Genomic DNA, 16,685 nt, shown 5'->3' with positions numbered 1-16,685 from the left:
ACCCACCACCGAAAGTCCGCTCACCCGACCGCCCTCCACCAGTAAGGACCACCATGCGAAAGACGACCTGGGCCGCCCGCAGGGCACTGGCCGTGGCTGCGACCGCGGCGTTCGTCGGCGTGCTGCCGGCGCCCGGCGCCACGGCGGCGACGCCGGACAGTGCGCCACTGCCCCCGCTGAACGTCCTGACCGACAAGGCGGGGACCGGCAGCGGTGACCTCTTCATCGCGCCGAACTCCGCCACTGGCCGGTACGCCAGTGGCGTGGAGATCCTCAGTCCCGACGGCAGGAAGGTCGTCTGGTCGCACACGGTACCGGCCGGGCAGCAGGCGGCCGACTTCCGCAAGCAGACCTACCGGGGCAAGCCGGTGCTGACCTGGTGGCAGGGCACCAACCTCGGCGGCCTGGCCAGCGGCGTCGACTACATCTACGACGAGCACTACCGGAAGATCGCCGAAGTGCGGGCCGGCAACGGCTACTCGGCCGACGGCCACGAGTTCGTGATCACGCCGCGCAACACCGCGCTGATCCTCGCCTACGCCGAGGCCACCGCCGACCTCACCTCCATCGGCGGCTCCGCCCACCAGAAGGTGATCAACGGGATCGTGCAGGAGATCGACATCCGCACCGGCAAGGTCCTGTTCGAATGGAACAGCGCCGACCACGTGCCCTACGGGCAGAGCGAGCAGCCGCTGCCGTCCTCGCCGGACACGCCCTGGGACTGGTTCCACATCAACGCCGTCAAGCCGGACGGCGAGGGCGAACTCCTCGTCGATGCCCGCAACACCTGGACGACGTACCAGGTGTCCCGGCACACCGGCCGGATCCTCTGGCAACTCGGCGGCAAGGCGAGCTCGTTCGAGCTGACCGCCGCGCCGGGCCAGGTGCTGGACGGCGCCGCGAGGATCTTCGCCTGGCAGCACGACCCGGAGCCGCTCGGGAACGGGCTGTACACCTTCTTCGACAACGAGGCCGCGGGTAGGGCGAACACCGGGTCCGACCCCGTTTCCGAGCTTCCGTACAGCCGGGTGGTCACCGTGCGCCTGGACACCAGGACGCACCGGGCGACCCTGGTGAGCTCCGCCGACCAGCCGGCGAAGCTCAGCGCCTCGTCGCAGGGCAACGCCCAGACGCTGCGCAACGGGAACCTCCTCGTCGGGTGGGGCTCGCTGCCCGGCGTCTCCGAGTTCGGCCGGAAGGGCGAGCTGCTGTACGACGCCACGCTTCCCGCGGGGGTGAACAGCTACCGGGCCTACCGGTTCGACTGGAAGTGACCGACGCGCACGAGCGCCCGGGAGACGCCTTCGTCTCCCGGGCGCGGTGCGGGGTGGTGGCCGTGGACGTCGCGGCTCTCCCAGGCGTAGTCGTAGAGATACGCACCGCCGGTCCGCCCCGGCCTCACCCCGGCCGGGTGATCCGGCCCCGGGGCGGGCGTCGACCGGCGGGGTTATCCTGCGGCTGATGGGCGGAGCGGAGCACGAGCGGCAACAGCGACCCGGCGTCGTGGGACGACTGCTGGCGACGGTCCGAGCGGATCCCGCCCACCTGCCCGAACGCCTCGCGGCCTTCGTGGTCGACTACCTGGGCCCCCAGGCGGCGGAACAGGCCGCGGCGCCGCGCCGGAGCGAGCCGGCGGGGACGGCCGGGCAGCCGGATCCGGCCGAGCGGATCATCGAGCGGGGGGTGCGCCGCACGGTCGTCGAGGGATCCTTCCTCGGGGGCCCGTTCATCCTCCTGCTCCCGGTCGCGTTCGTCGCGGCGCTGCTCGCCCAGCTGCGCATGGTGCTGGAGCTCGCGGCGCTGGCCGGCCGCGATCCCTGCGGCGACGACGCGGCGGCCCAGATCCTGGTGGTGCAGGGGGTCCACCCGACGGTCGAGCAGGCGCAGGAGGCCCTGCGGAGGGCGGCGCGGGCCGGAACCGGCGCCGGGGAGAAGGCCTCCTGGGCGGCCGTCGTCCGCCGCCAGGCGTACCTGATCGGGCTGGTGACCCCCGAGGACCCCGCCCGCACCAGCCTCCGCAAATGGCTCGGCTGGATCGGCCTGGGCGCGCTGGTGCTCATCGGAACCGTCGTCCCGTTCGTGTGGGTGCCGGCGTGCGGCGTCATGTACCGCCGCGCCACCGGAGAGCTCGGCGAGCGTGCGCTGCGCCAGTTCGGCTTGGCCCTGCCGGAGGCCGCGCGGACCGGAAGGACCCGGTCGATCCTGCGTCCGGGGATGCTCCTCGTGGTGCTGCGGACCGTGCTGGCGTGCCTGGCGACCGTGGGCGCTGTGCTGCTGGTGCTGGTCACCGGTGCCCGCGTCGCCCACAACGCGTGGCTCACGATGTTCCTGGTGATGATCGGCGCGAGTGCCGTGGTCGTCGGGTGGCGCCATCTCCGGGCCCGCCGGCGCCGGCGTCGGCGCGGCTGAGGCGGGCCCGGGCGGACGGGCGGCCGGAGCAGGACGGGCGCGGCCGGGGCAGGACGGGCGCGGTCAGAGCAGGTGCAGGGCGCGCGCCCGCCGCACGGCCCTGTTGCGCCCGGTGACGGCGAGTTTCCGGTTGATGCTCTTGAGGTGCGTCTTGACGGTGTTCACCGACAGGAACAACTCGGCGGCGATCTCGTCCGTGGAGAGCATCTGCGCGGCCAGTCTGAGGACGTCCAGTTCGCGGTCGCTGAGCGGTTCGACCGGGTCGGTCACCGCGGCGGCCTCCTCGGACGCCTTGGCCGCAGCGCCGGGCAGGAGGTCGGGCGGCAGCCAGCCGTGGGACTCCACCAGCTCGGGCCGGGCGTGCAGCAGGCGCCGCAGCCACGGACCGGCTTCCCGGAAGGGCCGACGCAGCCGCTCCGGCCGGGCGACCGCGAGGGCGCGGGCGAGCAGGCGTTGGGCCGCGGCCTCGTCCCCCAGGGCCAGCGCCGCCTGGGACCGGGTCAGCAGGACCCGCACGGTGATCGCGGGTCCGTGGCCGTCGCGCTCGGGGATCGCCGCCAGGATCCGCAGTGCCCCTCGGCTCTCCCCCGCGGCGAGGTGGGCCCGGGCGGCGGCGACGGCGTGTTCCGGGCCGTCCGCGCCACTGCGCTCCAGCGCCTCCAGCGCGGCGGCCGGGTCGCCCTCGGCGAGGTGTCCGGCGGCCGCGGCCACGGCGACGCCCTCCCGTACCCAGGGCGGTGGCGGTCCGGCGACGGGGGTACCGTCCTCCAGCCCGCCGAGGAGGTCGAGCGCCGCGCGACTACGGCCGTCGGCCAGCAGCATCCTCGCCCGGACGATCGTGATCCCCGCCGCGACGGTGGGATCGTGGTCGGCCGCGGCCGACTCGGCGGCCCGGTCCAGTGCCGCCCGCGCCGCGGGCAGGTCGTCGCGGTCGACGGCGAGCGCGGCCAGCACGAGCTGGTCGGCCCCCGTGCGGGAGTCCGGTGCCAGGCCGCCGAGTTCGGCCTCGGCCCCGGCCCTGCGCAGGTGGATCTCGGCCTGTCCCGGCTGACCCCGGAGCAGGTCGATCAGGGCGAGCCGAGCGAACGACTCGTGGCGCGGACAGGCCGTGGCGGCACCGTCGGCCTCCGCCGTGGCGGCGGCCGACAGGGCCGTTCCGGCGGCGTCGAGGCTGCCTTTCCAGAGCAGTGCGGAACCGAGGTCGGTCAGGCGGAGCGCGGGAAGTTCGGGGTGTTCCCGCCGGAGTCCCTGCGGGACCTCCTCCTCCAGGCGCGCCGCCCGTTCGGCGGCGGCCCGTGCCATGTCGGCCGAGCCGAGCAGCCGGCCGGCCAGCACCCGGAGGTGGGCCGCATTGAGCAGGGCCGCCGCAGCGGCGTCGGCGCCGCGCTCGGAGAGCAGCGTCTCGGCGTGCCGGAGGTGCTCGAGCCCGCCGTCCACCTGGTGGTGGGCGAGGTCGCGGGCCGCCCGGATCAGTTCCGGGGCCGGCCCCCGGGCATCGGGTGGCATGTCGGCGAACAGGCGGTCGAGCCGCTCCGCGTCTCGACCGGCGAACAGCCGTCCGATGGCGAGCCGGTCGACGACCTCGGTCGCGGCGAAGTCCCAGTCGCCGGCTGCGGCGGCGTGCACCAGGCCGTCGGTCAGGTGCCCGGCCGCGGTCAGCCAGCGGGCCGCCCTGCGGTGGAGCGTCCGTTCCAGCCCCGGGCTGCACGCCGACAGGTGGTCGCGGAGGATCTCGGCGAACAGCGGGTGGCAGCGGTACCAGGAGCGGCCGACGGGTTCGACGAAGGTGTCGGCGCGGGCGAGGGCCGTGAGGATCCGGGATCCGTCCGAGCGGCCGGTCAGGGCGTCGGCGAGGCCCGGGTGGATCCGGTCCAGGACGCTCGTGCGCAGGAGGAGGTCCTGCGTCTCGGCGGGCTGGTCGCCGAGCACCTCGGCGAGCAGGAAGTCCGCGACGGTGCTGCGGCAGGCTTCGAACTCCTTCAGGTACACCTCGGGGTCGGCGGCCCGCTGGGCGGCCAGGGCGGACAGTCGCAGCCCGGCGGCCCACCCGCCGGTCCGCTCGGTCAGCGCCCGGGCGGTGTCGTCCGAGAGGGCCAGGCCGTGCCGGCGCAGCAGCACGGCGGTCTCCTGCGGCCGGAAGGCCAGGTCGGCGGCCCGGACCTCGGTGGCACTGCCGGAGGCACGGTAGCGGTGGAGCGGCAGGGACGGCTCGTTGCGGCTGATCAGGACCAGCCGCAGGCCCGGGCCGGCGTGGCTGAGCAGGAAGTGGAGCCCGGAGGCCACTTCCGCGGACGACACCTGCTCGAGCTCGTCGAGGACGACGACCACGGGATCCTCGCGGCGGCTCAGGTGGGCGGCCAGCCCGGCCAGCAGCGAGTGGTCGATCCCGTCGGCCCGGGCGGGGGTTCCGATGTCGTCCGGCAGGACGACGCCCTGGTGCCGCACGGCTTCCAGCAGGTGGGCCCAGAAGACCCCCGGTGCGTTGTCCTCCCGCTCGACGGTGAGCCAGACCGCCGGGCCCCGCAGCCGCGTCGTCGCCAGCCAGTCGGAGACCAGCAGGGTCTTGCCGGCTCCGGCCGGGGCGGTCACCAGCAGGAGGGGCGTCCGGAGACCGTCGCGCAGGCGCTCGGCCAGGCGCGGTCTGTGCACGAACGTCCCCGGGACCGGCGGGACGGCGAAGCGGGCCGCGAGGACGGGGTCGCCGCCGGGTATCCGGGTCGGCCGGGCGGTGCCGGGTCGGGGCGCGTCCGCGGGGTGGGTGGGCGAGCCGATGGTCATGGTGCTCACCTCGGAGTACGGCGCACGGTGGCGCGGAGCACTGACAATCCCCATCCTGGGTGACACCGCTCGGCCTGGCAAAGGGGCCACCGGCCCCCCGTCCGGGGCCGCCCGCCCCTGCGGTCACGGTGCGACGGGCCTCAGTCCGCGCCCGCCGGGGCCGGCTCCGGGGTCGCCAGGAGCCGGGCCAGCCGCCCCTGGCTCGCCACGACGTACCCGATCGCGATGCCGAGGGTGACGGCCGTGAAGACCACGATGAGCCAGCTGAGCAGGGTGAAGACCAGGCCGAGCGGGCCGAACTGCGTCACGCTGCGGTTCAGCGAGCGGGGGACGTAGAGCTGCGACACCCAGGCGAGCGCCGTCAGCGCGGCTCCGGTCAGCAGCGCGCCCGGCAGCAGGGGCAGCCAGGGGACCCGGCCGCCGAGCAGCAGGTGCTGGGTCCACCACCAGAGCAGGGTGGCCGTGATCAGGTAGAGCACGACCCCGAGGCCGGAGCCCGCCCCGAACCCGGACCGCACCTGGCCCTGGAGGATCAGGGCGGTCAGCCACACCAGGAGCCAGGCGAGCCACCGCCACGCCGCCAGGCGCCCGGCGAGGTGGGGCAGGTGCCAGCTCCGCTCGCACAGCCGCTGGAGGATGCGGCTGCAGCTCGTGGCCGAGAGCAGGGTCACCAGGATCCCGATGCCGCCGAACGCGTCGATGGTGGAGCCCTGACCGCTGGGGCGCAGCGCCGCCCGGATCTCGTCGAGCGAGGCACCCTGGAGCCCCAGGACGGTCCGCAGGGATTCGGAGACGCTGTTGCGCACCTCCTGGGGCATGAAGGCGGCCAGTACGAACAGCACCGGGATGGCGGTCAGGAAGGCCTGTGCCGCGAGGCGCGTGGCCATGTCCAGGACGTGGACGTGGAGCAGCTGCGAGGCGAGCCGGCGCAGGAACGGGGCCTCGCGCAGGGTGGCCGTCCGTTCCCTCAGCCAGGCGCTCCTGGCGCGGAACCATTCGGCACGGCCGGGCTCGTCACGCTGTGCCGCCACCGCGCGCTCCCTCCGGTCGTGCCCGCATCCGGTCCGCCCCGGCTCGTCCTCGACCCGAGCGCTGGGCATTCCGTCCAAGAGTGGGCGACGGGAGGGCGCGCGGCACGTCGGACGGTCCGCCGTTCGGCGCAGCGCGTCCGCTGTCCTCCCCGCGCCGGCGGCCGGTGCACGGCGGTTCGCAGGGCGAGCCGTCGAGCTCGTCCGGCGTCGTGCGCCTCAGCGGGATCGCGGCGCCTGGCCGCGCGCGGTGGCGGCCCCGTCGCGCGGCAGGAACATCGCCGCGCAGAGTCCGATCACGCCGCAGAGGCCGAGGGCGGCCATCGCCGCCGCGTAGCTGTTGCGGGTGAGTTCGGAGACCAGGATGGTTCCGGCGATCGCGGTGCCCAGGGAGGAGCCCAGGTTGGAGACGCTGCGGGACAGGCCGGAGATCTCGCCCTGGCGGCTGTCGGGGAAGGCGGACTGCACGATGTTGACCGAGGGCGTGAGCATCAGGCCGATGCCCAGCCCGATCAGCAGCAGGCCGGGGGTGAAGGCCCAGATGTCGTCGACGGCGCGGACCAGGAGCAGCAGCACGACGATGCCGACGGTGGTGACCGCGAAACCGGTGAGGATCAGGGTGCGCTGGGAGCGGCGCTTGGCGAGGCGCTCGGCGGCGAGCGAGGTGGCGAGCAGGCCGAGGGTGGCGGAGGTGAAGACGCCACCGGTGGCGATGGCGCTGTAGCCGCGGACGACCTGGAGGTAGGCGCCGACGGTGAACGAGACGCCCATCAGCACGAGCCACTGGGCGTTCTGGGTGATCAGCCCCAGGTTGGAGGTGCGGTTGTGGAACAGGGCGGGGGCCAGCAGCGGTTCGCGTCCGGCGCGTTCGACCCGGCGGATCCAGCGGAAGAAGCCGGCCAGCACCGCGGCGCCGGCGAGCAGGAGCGCGATCATCAACCAGGTGTTGTTGTCGGCGGCGAGGATGCCGGTGACCAGCAGGATCAGGCCGGCCGCGGACAGCACGGCGCCGACGGTGTCGAACGCCCGGGTGGGATCGGCGGGAAGGGGGTCCTCCAGTTTGCGGGTGAAGAGCAGGATCAGAACGATGACCACGACCTGGAAGCCGAAGTTGGCACGCCAGTCGATGGCCGTGGTGAGCAGGCCGCCGAGCAGCGGTCCGGCCGCGGCGCCGACGCCGCCGAGGGCCATGATGGTGCCGAAGGCGCGGGCCCGGGCGGCCGTACCGGTGAAGAGCAGGGTCGTGAGGATGTAGACGGGCGGGATCAGCAGGGCGGTACCGACGCCCTCCAGGACGGAGTTCCCGAGGATGAGGACGCCGAGTCCGGGGGCGGCCGCACTGAGCAGGGCGCCCACGCCGTAGACGGCGAGGCCCGCCATCAGACAGCGCTTGCGGCCCCAGCGGTCGGTGAGCTTGCCCCCGGGGATCATCAACGCGGCCATCACCAGCAGGAAGACGGTGATGGCGACCTGGATGCCCTGGACGCTGGTGTCCAGGTCCCGGCTCATGTCGTTGATCATCACGTTCATGCTGGAGCCGGCGAAGCTGCAGATGAACTGGGCCAGCGCCAGCGGGATCAGTACCTTGCGTCCGGCCGCGGTGGGGGTGGGGACGGCGGTGGAGGTCATCGCGCGCGCCCCTCAGGACGTCCCTCGGCGGTCGAGTTCCTCGTCCAGGGCCATGGCCGCGTCGATGAGGGCGAGGTGGGTGAACGCCTGCGGGAAGTTGCCGAGTTGCTCGCCGGAGGGGCCGATCTCCTCGGCGAACAGCCCGACGTGGTTGGCGTACGTGAGCATCTTGTCGAAGGCGTACCGGGCCTGGTGGACCCGGCCGGCCCGGGCCAAGGCCTCGACGTAGAGGAAGGTGCAGAGGTTGAACGTGCCCTCGGAGCCGCTCAGCCCGTCGGGTGAGGCGGCCGGGTCGTAGCGGTAGACCAGGCTGTCCTGGACCAGTTCCCGGTCCATCGCGTCGAGGGTGGTCAGCCAGGACGGATCGGTGGGAGAGAGGAAGCCGACCTTGGGCATGAGCAGCAGCGAGGCGTCCAGGACGTCGGTGCCGTAGTGCTGGGTGAAGGCCTCGCGCTCGCGGCTCCAGCCGCGTTGCACGATCTGGCGCAGGATGTCGTCGCGCTCCGAGCTCCAGCGGTCCAGGTCCGCGGGGCGGGCGAACCGGCGGGCGAACCGGACGGCGCGGTCGAAGGCCACCCAGCACATCAGACGGCTGTAGGTGAAGTCCTGCCGTCCGCCACGGGTCTCCCAGATGCCCTCGTCCGGGCGGTCCCACTGCTCGGTCAGCCAGTCCACGAGTCCGCGGAACGCCGCCCAGCCGCGCAGGGCCCCCATGTCGTCCTCGTCGGCGGCGAACGCGTAGGCCGCTTCACCGTAGATGTCGAGCTGGAGCTGGTCGGCGGCGGCGTTGCCGGCGCGCACCGGGGAGGAGCGGCGGTAGCCCTCCCAGTGGGTGAGGGACTCCTCGGTCAGGTGGGGGTCGCCGTCGACGCGGTACATGATCTGGAGGCGCTCTCCGGCGCCGTCGGCGGCCTCCATGCGGTCCCGCACCCACCGTCGGAAGGCGCGCGCCTCGTCGCGGAAGCCGAGGCGGATGAGTGTGTGGACGGAGAGCGAGGCGTCCCGGATCCAGGTGTAGCGGTAGTCCCAGTTCCGCTCCCCGCCGACCTGCTCCGGCAGCCCCATCGTGGCGGCGGCGATCAGCGCACCGGTCGGGTGGTAGCTGAGCAGTTTCAGCGTGATCGCCGACCGGTCCACCATCTGGCGCCAACGTCCCTGGTACCCGGAGGACCTGAGCCACCCGTACCAGAACTCCCGGCAGGCGTCGAAGGCGGCGACGGTCTCCACGTCACTGGGCGGGGCGGCCGGCACGGAGCCCGGCGGCTGGGTGCTGAGGAGGACGGTGGCCATCTCCCCCGCGCCCAGGGTGAACCTCGCGGTCACGTCGGAGCCGTCGGCGCGGAGCACGACGGGTGCGGTGACCTGTACGGACAGTTCCTGGTCCGGGCCGCGGAGCACCGCGCTGCGTTCGTCCGTCAGGGTGAGCTGGTGGGGCGCCCGGCCGTAGTCGAAGCGCGGTCGGCACTCCAGCAGGAAGGGCACCCTGCCGCGGACCACCCGGGCCGTGCGGGTGATCCGGTGCCGGTCGCTCGGGGACTCGGACGTGTCGGGCTGCATGAAGTCGACGACCTCCGCCACGCCCTCCGGCGCGAGGAAGCGGGTCACCAGGATGGCCGTGTCGGCGAGGTAGAGCTGCTTCACCTGGACGTCGGGCACCGCTTCCCGGTCGACGGCCAGCCCGCACCGGCCGCCCTTCTCGTGGTCCAGCAGGGCGGCGAAGATGCTCGGGGAGTCGAAGCGGGGGGTGCACCACCAGTCGATGTCGCCACTGGTGGCCACCAGCGCGGCGGTCTGGAGGTCACCGATGACCCCGTGCTCGGCGATCGGGGGGTAGGGGTTCACGGTGAACTCCTCGGTGGACGACGGGGAAACAGCCCTTGCCGTGCTGACGTTACGAGCGGCGGCCGGAACGCGGGTCACCCGGCGGGGGTGAGCCGCACGGACGCGCCGGAACCCGGGTCGCGGGCGATGATGGCCCAAACGGTCCCAGCGGTCGGCCTCGCGGCGATGACGGGAGCAGGCGCCATGACAACGTCTCGCGGGCATACCGACGCCCCGCGCGAACCGGCTCCGGACGGAACCGGGAACCGGACCGACTACACCGGCGCGGTGTACGGTTCGATGCTCGCCGCCTCGGTGATCGCGGCCTCCGACCTGCACGAGCCCCACCCCCGGCTGTCGCTCATCCTGCTGCTGGTGGTCACCGGGCTCGTCTTCTGGGCCGCCCACGTCTACGCGCAGGTGGCCGGCGAGCGCGAGGCCGGCCGGCCGGTCACCCGGAGCCAGGTGCGCGAGGTCGGCCGGCACGAGTGGCCGCTCGTCGAGGCGTCGGCGCTGCCCGCCCTGGCGGTGCTGGTCAGTCCGTGGCTGGGGGCGGGCGAGAACGCCTGGCTCGCCCTCGCTGTCGCCGTCGCGCAGCAGGTGGTCTGGGCGACGCTGGGGGCCCGCCGGGCCAGCGCCTCGTCCGGCCAGATGGCCGCCGAGGGCGCGGTCAACCTGCTCCTGGGCCTGGTCATCGTCGCGGCCAAGGTCGCCGTCGGGCACTGAGGCACCCGCCGCGGGTGCTGCCGCGGCCCCGCCGACGGCGCTCAGCCGGCCAGCAGCCGCCGCTTCTGCGTGGCGAACTCCTCCTCGGTGAGGACGCCCTGGTCCCGCAGCTGCGCCAACTGCTGCAGCTGGGAGATCTTCGCGTCCATGTCCGCCGCGGCGGGTGCGGCAGGGGCCGGCGGCGGGGGCGGGGGCGGTGCGTACTCGGCCGCCGCGTCCTGTTGCGCCCAACGGCCCGCCTGGCGACGGGACACCCGGTTGGACACGGCGGTCGCCGTCCCGGCGACGACGGCGGTGCGCGCGATGCCGCGCAGCAGTCCAGGCATGACTCCCACTCCTCTCGGCGACGTCACCTGGCGTCGGACGGGCCCGAACCGGAGCCGTCCGCCGCACCGGCCGGGCCGCCTTCCGCGGCGTCCAGCTCGTCCAGGGAGCGCAGCAGCTCCGGCAGCGGCACCCGGCCGCTGGCGACCACCCGCGCGCCGCCGCGGCGCAGCGCCGCGGCGAACGGGGCGGCCCAGGTGTTCTCGTAGATGAGCACACCGGCCGAGTTGCCGGGCTCGACGACCGCGGCGGCCTCGCTCAGGTCCCCGGCGTCGAGCAGGCCCGACCCGGCGCCCTCGAAGACGGCGAGGTCCAGGCGGCCGTCGCCGTCGAAGTCGGCGATCTCCATGCCCGAGACGGTGCCGTCGGTGTCCTTGCGCACGAACGCGAAGTCCAGGATGCGGATCACACCCCGGTCCACCAAGTCGATCAACAGCGGAAGCCCTTCCCCGGTCATCCGGTTGCCGGGGAACTCGACCACCAGGTAGTCGATGGGCCCGGTCTCGGCGAGGTCGTCCTCGGCCATGGTGGTGCTCCTTCCGGGTGACGTCCGGCGTGAAGTCCGGTGAGGTCCGGTGAAGTCGTCAGGGCCTCACGCGCCCGTCCCTGCGGGCCGTCGCTGCTTTCGACCGTAGGGACCGCCGGGTGGGCGCGGATCACCTGCCCGGGGTGAGACGGCGGCCGGGGCCGGGCCGCGCACCGGTCGGGCGGGCGTGACCGGCCGGCCACTGCTCCCGCGCCTCCGGACGGCCCAGCCCGGCGCGCCGGACCAGGGCGGCTGCGGCGTGAATGGTGTCAGCGGCGTCGCAGCCGCTTCAGCGAGAGCCGGCACCAGGAGGGCAGTTGAACGGGCCGAGCGAACCCCAGCCGGCCGGGGCGCCGCCCGGCGGCCCGGCCGGCGACAGCACCCCCGCGCAGCCCCGGCACAGTTCCCGGGCGGGCCGCATCGTCAGGAGCACCGTCTCGGCCGTGCTGATCACGTTGACCTGCATCCTGGTGCCGGTCTCGCTGCTCACCGTCTGGGTGCACGACATCGCGCTGGACACCGACCGCTACGTCTCCACGGTCGCGCCGTTGGCCATGAACCCGGCGATCCAGGACGCAGCGGTCCACCGGATCACGCAGGCGGTGGACGTGAAGGTGGACGGCCCGGACGTCGCCTCCGACCTGGCGTCCTGGCTGCAGTCGCAGGGCCTGCCACCCCGGGCCGCGTCCGCCGTCAGGTCCCTGGGCCCCAGGATCGACGACGCCGTGAACCAGGTGGTCACCAGGGCGGCGACCGGGGTCGTGCAGAGCGACGCCTTCGGGACCGTCTGGACGCAGGCGAACCGCGGCGCCCACACCGCGGTGGTGCGCGCGCTGACCGGCAGCGGCCGCGGCGCCGTCGGCGTCAGCGACGGCACGGTCACCCTCGACGTGGGCCAGGCCGTCGACCAGCTGAAGGGGCAACTGGTGGCTGCGGGGCTGACGCCGGCCGAGAAGATCCCGGACGTGGACAAGCAGATGGTGCTGTTCCAGTCCGACAAGCTGGCCAAGATCCGTGGTGGCGCGCACGCGCTGGACGTGCTGGGCAACTGGGTGCCGGTGATCACCGTGCTGCTCGGCCTGGTCGGCGTCCTGCTGGCGCGCCGGCGGCGCCGTGCGCTGGTGTCGACGGCGCTGGGAGCGGCCGGAGCGGCCCTGCTGGTGGCGATCGCCCTGGTGATCGCCCGGCACTACTACCTGGACCACCTGCCGCCCGCGGTGCAGTCCCCGGCCGCCGCGGCCGCGGTCTTCGACACACTGCTGAGGTTCCTGCGGGTCAGCCTGCGCACCGCCGTCGTCCTCGGCGTGGTGGTCGCGCTCGGCGCCTACCTGTCCGGGGCGGGACGACTGCCGCGCGCGGTGCGCGGCGGGGCCGACCGGGCCGCGGACTCGGCCGCCCGCTGGGGCGGCGCGCACGGCGTGCACACCGGGCGGGTCGGCGCCTGGACCGACGCCCACCGCCGCGGGCTCGCCCTCGCGGCGCTGCTGATCGCGGCCCTGGTGTTCGCCCTCTGGAACCACCCGACCGTGCTGACCGTGCTCCTGCTCGTCCTGGTGCTGCTCGCGGTCCTCGCCGTGCTGGCACTGATCGCCGCCTCCGGGCGGGTGATCGCCTCCGGACCGGGCGGCGCCGCACCGGGTGATGCCCTGGAGCCGGGCGACGCCGGGCATCCGCCCCCGCAGGACTGACCGGGCTCCGCGGGGCCCGCACCGCCCCCCGGCCGCTGCCCACGACAGGACGCGGATCCGGTCCTACCGTGAACGTAGGACTTCTGTTCGACCCCCCGCCTTTTGCGATCCGCCGGGCGGGACGCCACTGAAGGAGTCACGGCCATGACGAGCAGCGTCAGCGGAAGCGGCAGTGTCAGCGGAAGCGGCGGCAGCCAGGTCGCCCCGCCCCGGCAGCACGGCTACACCAGCGGATGGACCATCTTCGCCGGAGTCATGCTGATCACCGGTGGTCTCATGGCGGTCTTCGAGGGGATCTCCGCCATCGCCAAGGACGACCTGGTCGTCGTCACCCGCAACTACGTGTACTCGATGAACACCGCGGGGTGGGGCTGGATCCACCTCATCCTCGGCGTCCTGATCGTGGTGGCGGGCGTCGCCGTCTTCAGCGGCATCCTGTGGGCCCGGATCTTCGGTGTCGCCATCGCCGGCCTCGGAATGATCGCCAACTTCCTGTGGCTGCCCTACTACCCGGGGTGGGCCATCGTCCTGATCGCGATCGACGCCCTGGTCATCTGGGGGCTGTGCCACGGCGGCCTCGAGCGGGCGGCCGAGTGACCGAGTGACGCCGGAATCCGCCGCCCCGGTGCGACACGGCCCGGCCCCGGACGTCGTCCGGGGCCGGGCCGTGAGCGGTGCGGAAGCCCCGACGGCGCCGGGCGAGGCGGATGCCGGGCGAGGCGGACGCTGCCCGGGGCGGACGCTGCCCGGGGCGGCCGGAGGAGCAGACGCGCCGGAGCCGCTGTCGAAGGCGGGGCCTAGCCCGGCGCACCGGCCCGGGCCACCAGCAGGGACCACTGCGCGAGGAGCACGGCCAACTCCTCGCGCCCGAGGCTGCCCGGCGAGCTGACCGCCAGCCGCGGACCTGACCGGACCGTGAACTGCACCGGACCGAACGCGGGGTTGACCCAGGACTGCAGCAGCCACCCCTCGGGGAGGACCGGCTCCGCGTGCAGGGCGAAGGAGTAGCGGCCCCGGTCCTGCTCCGGACGGCGCCGCAGCAGTTCCTGCCAGCCCGCCAAGGCGAGCCCGGCCGCGTCCCCGACCGTGAGCCCGGCCGCGGCCGGGAACGGTCCGGTCACCGTGACCGCCCGCGCCCCGGCCGCCGGCACCTCGCCCGCCACGGGCGCCGCTCCGCCGCCGCCGGGACCGCGCAGCGCCCGCTCCACCTCCCCCGCGGCCCCCGGGCCGGCCGGGCACCCGACCCACGCCTGGGGACCGTCCCAGCCGTCCCGCACGGCGACGGTGAACCGCGGGTCGCCGGCCACCCGCGCAAGGCGCTCGCGCAACCGCTGCACCGTCAGCAGCGGGGCCACCGCGTGCAGCACCGCCGATTCAGCCATCTCCCGCACTCCCCTCCGGCGGCCACCGCCGCAGCCAGATCCGACTCCGTTGCCCCCGCATCACGAACGAGGCCATCAGCCGGGCGTCCGTCGTGGCCGGCGCCTCCAGCAGCGCCGTGCTCGCCGCCCACGGCTCTCCCCCGGTGCGGGCGATGCCCAGCAGGGCGGCGCCGCCCCGCGCCGGGAAGGAGAGGGTCACGTCCCCCACCCCCTCGGCCAGCCCCCGGCCGGTGGCCTTCACGGCGGCCTCCAGCAGGGTCCAGGCGGAGAAGAAGAACTCCGGTCCGGCCCCGTCGGCCTGCGGCGGCAGGGCCGGGTAGAGCGAGGCGAGCACCTGGGTGGCGGACGGGATGAGCCGGATCCGCTCCAGGTCCACCCCCAGCGCCCCCTGCTCCGAGATGCCGAGCAGCAGCAGGTCCTCGGAGCGCGACCAGCTCACCTTCAGCTCCGGATGGTCCGGCAGGTAGGGCTTGCCGCCCCTGGTCCGGGCCAGCCGGACCGCTCCCGGGGCCTCCCCCAGCCGCGTGGCCAGCAGCCGCCTGACGGCCAGTCGGGACCGCAGGAAGAGCCGGGCGTCCTCGCCGTTCAGGTAGCCGGCCGCCCGGCGGCGCTCCTCCTCGGTCAGGTCCACCGCGTAGTGCGCCGGCGACAGGGGCTCGGCGTCGGCCGTCAGGTCGGCCAGCCAGGCCTCCACCCCGGCGCCCGGGGCGGTCACGTCGGACGCAGGCCGAAGACCTGCGTGGCCGATCGGGAGGGGTCGCCGGGCCGCAGGTGCAGTTCCCCGCGCCCGGGCAGCAGCACCACGGCGGCGACCGTGCGCTCGCGCCGGATGTCGCCCTCGTCCGGCACGCAGATCGGCGGCCTGGACAGCAGGGCGAAGTGCTCCTCCGGCCCGGCCGCCGGGTCGAGCTCGGCGAGCCCGGCCCGGGCCTCCTTGAGGCGGCGCACCGAGGAGTTGCGGGCGAACACGTTCAGCTCGTCGCCGCGCGCCAGGTCCGGGTCCAGGAAGTGGTTGGTGTGGGCGGTCTCGTGCGATTCCACCACCCGCAGCTCGTCCCCCAGGACCTCGACGCAGACGGCCCGCTCCCGGTCGCACAGGGTCAGCGAGCGGGAGCTGGCCAGCCGCATCCCGCGCAGCAGCTCCAGCGCCTCGGTCACGCTGCCGGCGGTGTCCAGCAGGTGGCGGATCGCCAGGTACGGGGGCAGCCCGGGCCGCCAGTCGCCGCCGAGCACCAGGTTGAGCCCGATCGCCAGCCCGTCGCTGTTCAGCCCGAGGTACCCGAGCAGTCCGGCGAAGGAGAGCACCAGCGAGCGCCGGGCGGACCCGGCCGGTGCCACCTCCAGGACGGCGATCGCGTCGTCCAGGTTGCCGTTCAGGTCCACGGTCTGGGCCAGCACCGGGTGCCCGGTGTACCGACCGCCGGCCCGCGCGTAGGTGGTGCAGTCGCCGGCCGTCGGCACCTTCTGGTAGCCCATGATCTCCCGCCGCAGCTGGAGCAGCCAGGCCTCGTCAGGGCTCAGCCCGGCCCCGGCGGCCAGGCCCTCGACCTCGGCGGCCAGGTCCGGGGCGGCGGCCGCGACCGCCGCCCGGTAGGCGTCGATCCGCGGCCGCAGCCCGTCCAGGGTCAGCGGGGTGGCCGTCAGGTGGTCGAGCCGGGCCAGCCCGTCGTCCAGGAAGGCACGCAGCTCACCGGCCAGCGCCCGCCCGTGCTGCTCGCCCCGCTCGAACGCGGTGCCCGTCAGCAGCAGCCGCCCGGTCATGCCCCCTCCTGTCGGACCACCCGCGGGCCGCGGGCCAACTGCTCGCGCACCTCGGGCCATTCGTCGCGCAGCACGCTGTAGAAGACGGCGTTGCGGCGCCGGCCGCCCGGCATCGGGTTGAAGCTGCGCAGCGTGCCCTCCTCGCGGGCGCCGATGTTCAGCAGTCCGCGCCGGGCCTGCTTGTTCAGCTCGTCGGTCTTGAACTCCACCCGCAGGGCGCCCATGGACTCGAAGGCGTGCTGCAGCAGCAGGTACTTGGCCCAGCGGTTGACCCCCTTGCCCTGGAAGTCCAGGCCCAGCCAGGACCAGCCGATCTCCAGGCGGCCGTCCGCCTCGGCCATGTTGCCGAAGCTCATCGACCCGGCCACCCGGCCGGTCCGCTTGTCGGTGATCACGAACACCGCCCGCCGGCACGCCTGGTGGTCCGCCAGGGTGGCGTCGAAGAAGGCCTCGTAGTCCTCCGGGGACTCGATCCGGGTCACGAAGTACCGCCAGATGTCCGGCGCCAGCGCGATCGCGCGCAGCCCGTCCCGATCGGCGGCGGTCAGCGGGCTCAGCCGCACGAACTCGTTCTCCAGCACCACCGGTGCGTCAACGGCCCAGGTTCCCATGG

General features: G+C 74.4%; 15 protein-coding genes. 5 read left to right on the top strand and 10 right to left on the bottom strand.

Features of this window, described 5'->3' with window-relative positions:
- Window positions 1–53: 53 nt before the first annotated feature.
- Window positions 54–1,274: an arylsulfotransferase family protein gene (locus tag ACGF07_RS19060; protein ID WP_392900147.1), complete on the top strand. Its 1,221-nt coding sequence runs from the start codon at window positions 54–56 to the stop codon at window positions 1,272–1,274.
- 187 nt (window positions 1,275–1,461) lie between these two features.
- Window positions 1,462–2,409: a hypothetical protein gene (locus ACGF07_RS19055; protein ID WP_392900144.1), complete on the top strand. Its 948-nt coding sequence runs from the start codon at window positions 1,462–1,464 to the stop codon at window positions 2,407–2,409.
- A gap of 63 nt (window positions 2,410–2,472) precedes the next feature.
- On the opposite strand, the gene ACGF07_RS19050 is transcribed toward ACGF07_RS19055, so the two are convergent.
- From ACGF07_RS19050 to ACGF07_RS19035, 4 genes are all read right to left on the bottom strand, one after another.
- Complete coding sequence (locus tag ACGF07_RS19050; RefSeq protein WP_392900141.1) at window positions 2,473–5,187, bottom strand: LuxR C-terminal-related transcriptional regulator; 2,715 nt, start codon at window positions 5,185–5,187, stop codon at window positions 2,473–2,475.
- Between the two features lie 140 nt (window positions 5,188–5,327).
- Window positions 5,328–6,218: a YhjD/YihY/BrkB family envelope integrity protein gene (locus ACGF07_RS19045; RefSeq protein ID WP_392900138.1), complete on the bottom strand. Its 891-nt coding sequence runs from the start codon at window positions 6,216–6,218 to the stop codon at window positions 5,328–5,330.
- Window positions 6,219–6,434: 216 nt separating this feature from the next.
- Window positions 6,435–7,844, bottom strand: a complete 1,410-nt coding sequence (locus ACGF07_RS19040; protein ID WP_392900135.1) for an MFS transporter — start codon at window positions 7,842–7,844, stop codon at window positions 6,435–6,437.
- A gap of 12 nt (window positions 7,845–7,856) precedes the next feature.
- Window positions 7,857–9,686: a glycoside hydrolase family 15 protein gene (locus ACGF07_RS19035; protein WP_392900133.1), complete on the bottom strand. Its 1,830-nt coding sequence runs from the start codon at window positions 9,684–9,686 to the stop codon at window positions 7,857–7,859.
- A 183-nt stretch (window positions 9,687–9,869) separates the two neighbouring features.
- On the opposite strand from ACGF07_RS19035, the gene ACGF07_RS19030 reads away from it, so the two are divergent.
- Window positions 9,870–10,391 carry a hypothetical protein gene (locus ACGF07_RS19030; RefSeq protein ID WP_392900130.1) on the top strand — a complete coding sequence of 174 codons (522 nt, stop codon included), beginning with the start codon at window positions 9,870–9,872 and terminating at the stop codon, window positions 10,389–10,391.
- Window positions 10,392–10,432: 41 nt separating this feature from the next.
- On the opposite strand, the gene ACGF07_RS19025 is transcribed toward ACGF07_RS19030, so the two are convergent.
- Window positions 10,433–10,717 (bottom strand): SHOCT domain-containing protein, encoded by a 285-nt coding sequence (locus ACGF07_RS19025; RefSeq protein WP_392900127.1) that lies wholly within the window; start codon window positions 10,715–10,717, stop codon window positions 10,433–10,435.
- A gap of 23 nt (window positions 10,718–10,740) precedes the next feature.
- Complete coding sequence (locus tag ACGF07_RS19020) at window positions 10,741–11,241, bottom strand: DUF6325 family protein (RefSeq protein WP_392900124.1); 501 nt, start codon at window positions 11,239–11,241, stop codon at window positions 10,741–10,743.
- A gap of 443 nt (window positions 11,242–11,684) precedes the next feature.
- Here ACGF07_RS19020 and ACGF07_RS19015 point away from each other — a divergent pair, with 443 nt between their 5' ends.
- Together ACGF07_RS19015 and ACGF07_RS19010 are read left to right on the top strand one after the other, a co-directional pair.
- Window positions 11,685–12,929, top strand: a complete 1,245-nt coding sequence (locus ACGF07_RS19015) for a hypothetical protein (protein ID WP_392900121.1) — start codon at window positions 11,685–11,687, stop codon at window positions 12,927–12,929.
- Between the two features lie 144 nt (window positions 12,930–13,073).
- Window positions 13,074–13,526 carry a hypothetical protein gene (locus tag ACGF07_RS19010; RefSeq protein ID WP_392900119.1) on the top strand — a complete coding sequence of 151 codons (453 nt, stop codon included), beginning with the start codon at window positions 13,074–13,076 and terminating at the stop codon, window positions 13,524–13,526.
- 200 nt (window positions 13,527–13,726) lie between these two features.
- Here the strand turns inward: ACGF07_RS19010 and ACGF07_RS19005 are convergent, their stop codons facing one another.
- The 4 genes from ACGF07_RS19005 to ACGF07_RS18990 are packed head-to-tail and all read right to left on the bottom strand — an operon-like array spanning window position 13,727 to window position 16,683.
- Complete coding sequence (locus tag ACGF07_RS19005) at window positions 13,727–14,311, bottom strand: hypothetical protein (RefSeq protein WP_392900116.1); 585 nt, start codon at window positions 14,309–14,311, stop codon at window positions 13,727–13,729.
- On the bottom strand, window positions 14,304–15,026 hold the full coding sequence (locus ACGF07_RS19000) for a 4'-phosphopantetheinyl transferase family protein (protein ID WP_392900114.1): 723 nt from the start codon (window positions 15,024–15,026) through the stop codon (window positions 14,304–14,306). The genes ACGF07_RS19005 and ACGF07_RS19000 overlap by 8 nt, the downstream gene beginning before the upstream one ends.
- Window positions 15,023–16,072, bottom strand: coding sequence for a C45 family autoproteolytic acyltransferase/hydolase (locus ACGF07_RS18995; protein ID WP_392900111.1), 1,050 nt, complete (start codon window positions 16,070–16,072; stop codon window positions 15,023–15,025). The genes ACGF07_RS19000 and ACGF07_RS18995 overlap by 4 nt, the downstream gene beginning before the upstream one ends.
- Window positions 16,069–16,683 carry a GNAT family N-acetyltransferase gene (locus tag ACGF07_RS18990; RefSeq protein ID WP_350740969.1) on the bottom strand — a complete coding sequence of 205 codons (615 nt, stop codon included), beginning with the start codon at window positions 16,681–16,683 and terminating at the stop codon, window positions 16,069–16,071. Before ACGF07_RS18990 ends, ACGF07_RS18995 begins: the two co-directional genes overlap by 4 nt.
- Between the last annotated feature and the right edge of the window lie 2 nt (window positions 16,684–16,685).

Origin of the sequence: Kitasatospora sp. NPDC048194 (genome assembly GCF_043202455.1) — a bacterium.
In the GTDB taxonomy this organism is placed as follows: domain Bacteria; phylum Actinomycetota; class Actinomycetes; order Streptomycetales; family Streptomycetaceae; genus Kitasatospora.
Note: the sequence above shows the minus strand (reverse complement) of the source record. Positions and strands in the feature narration are given on the sequence as shown.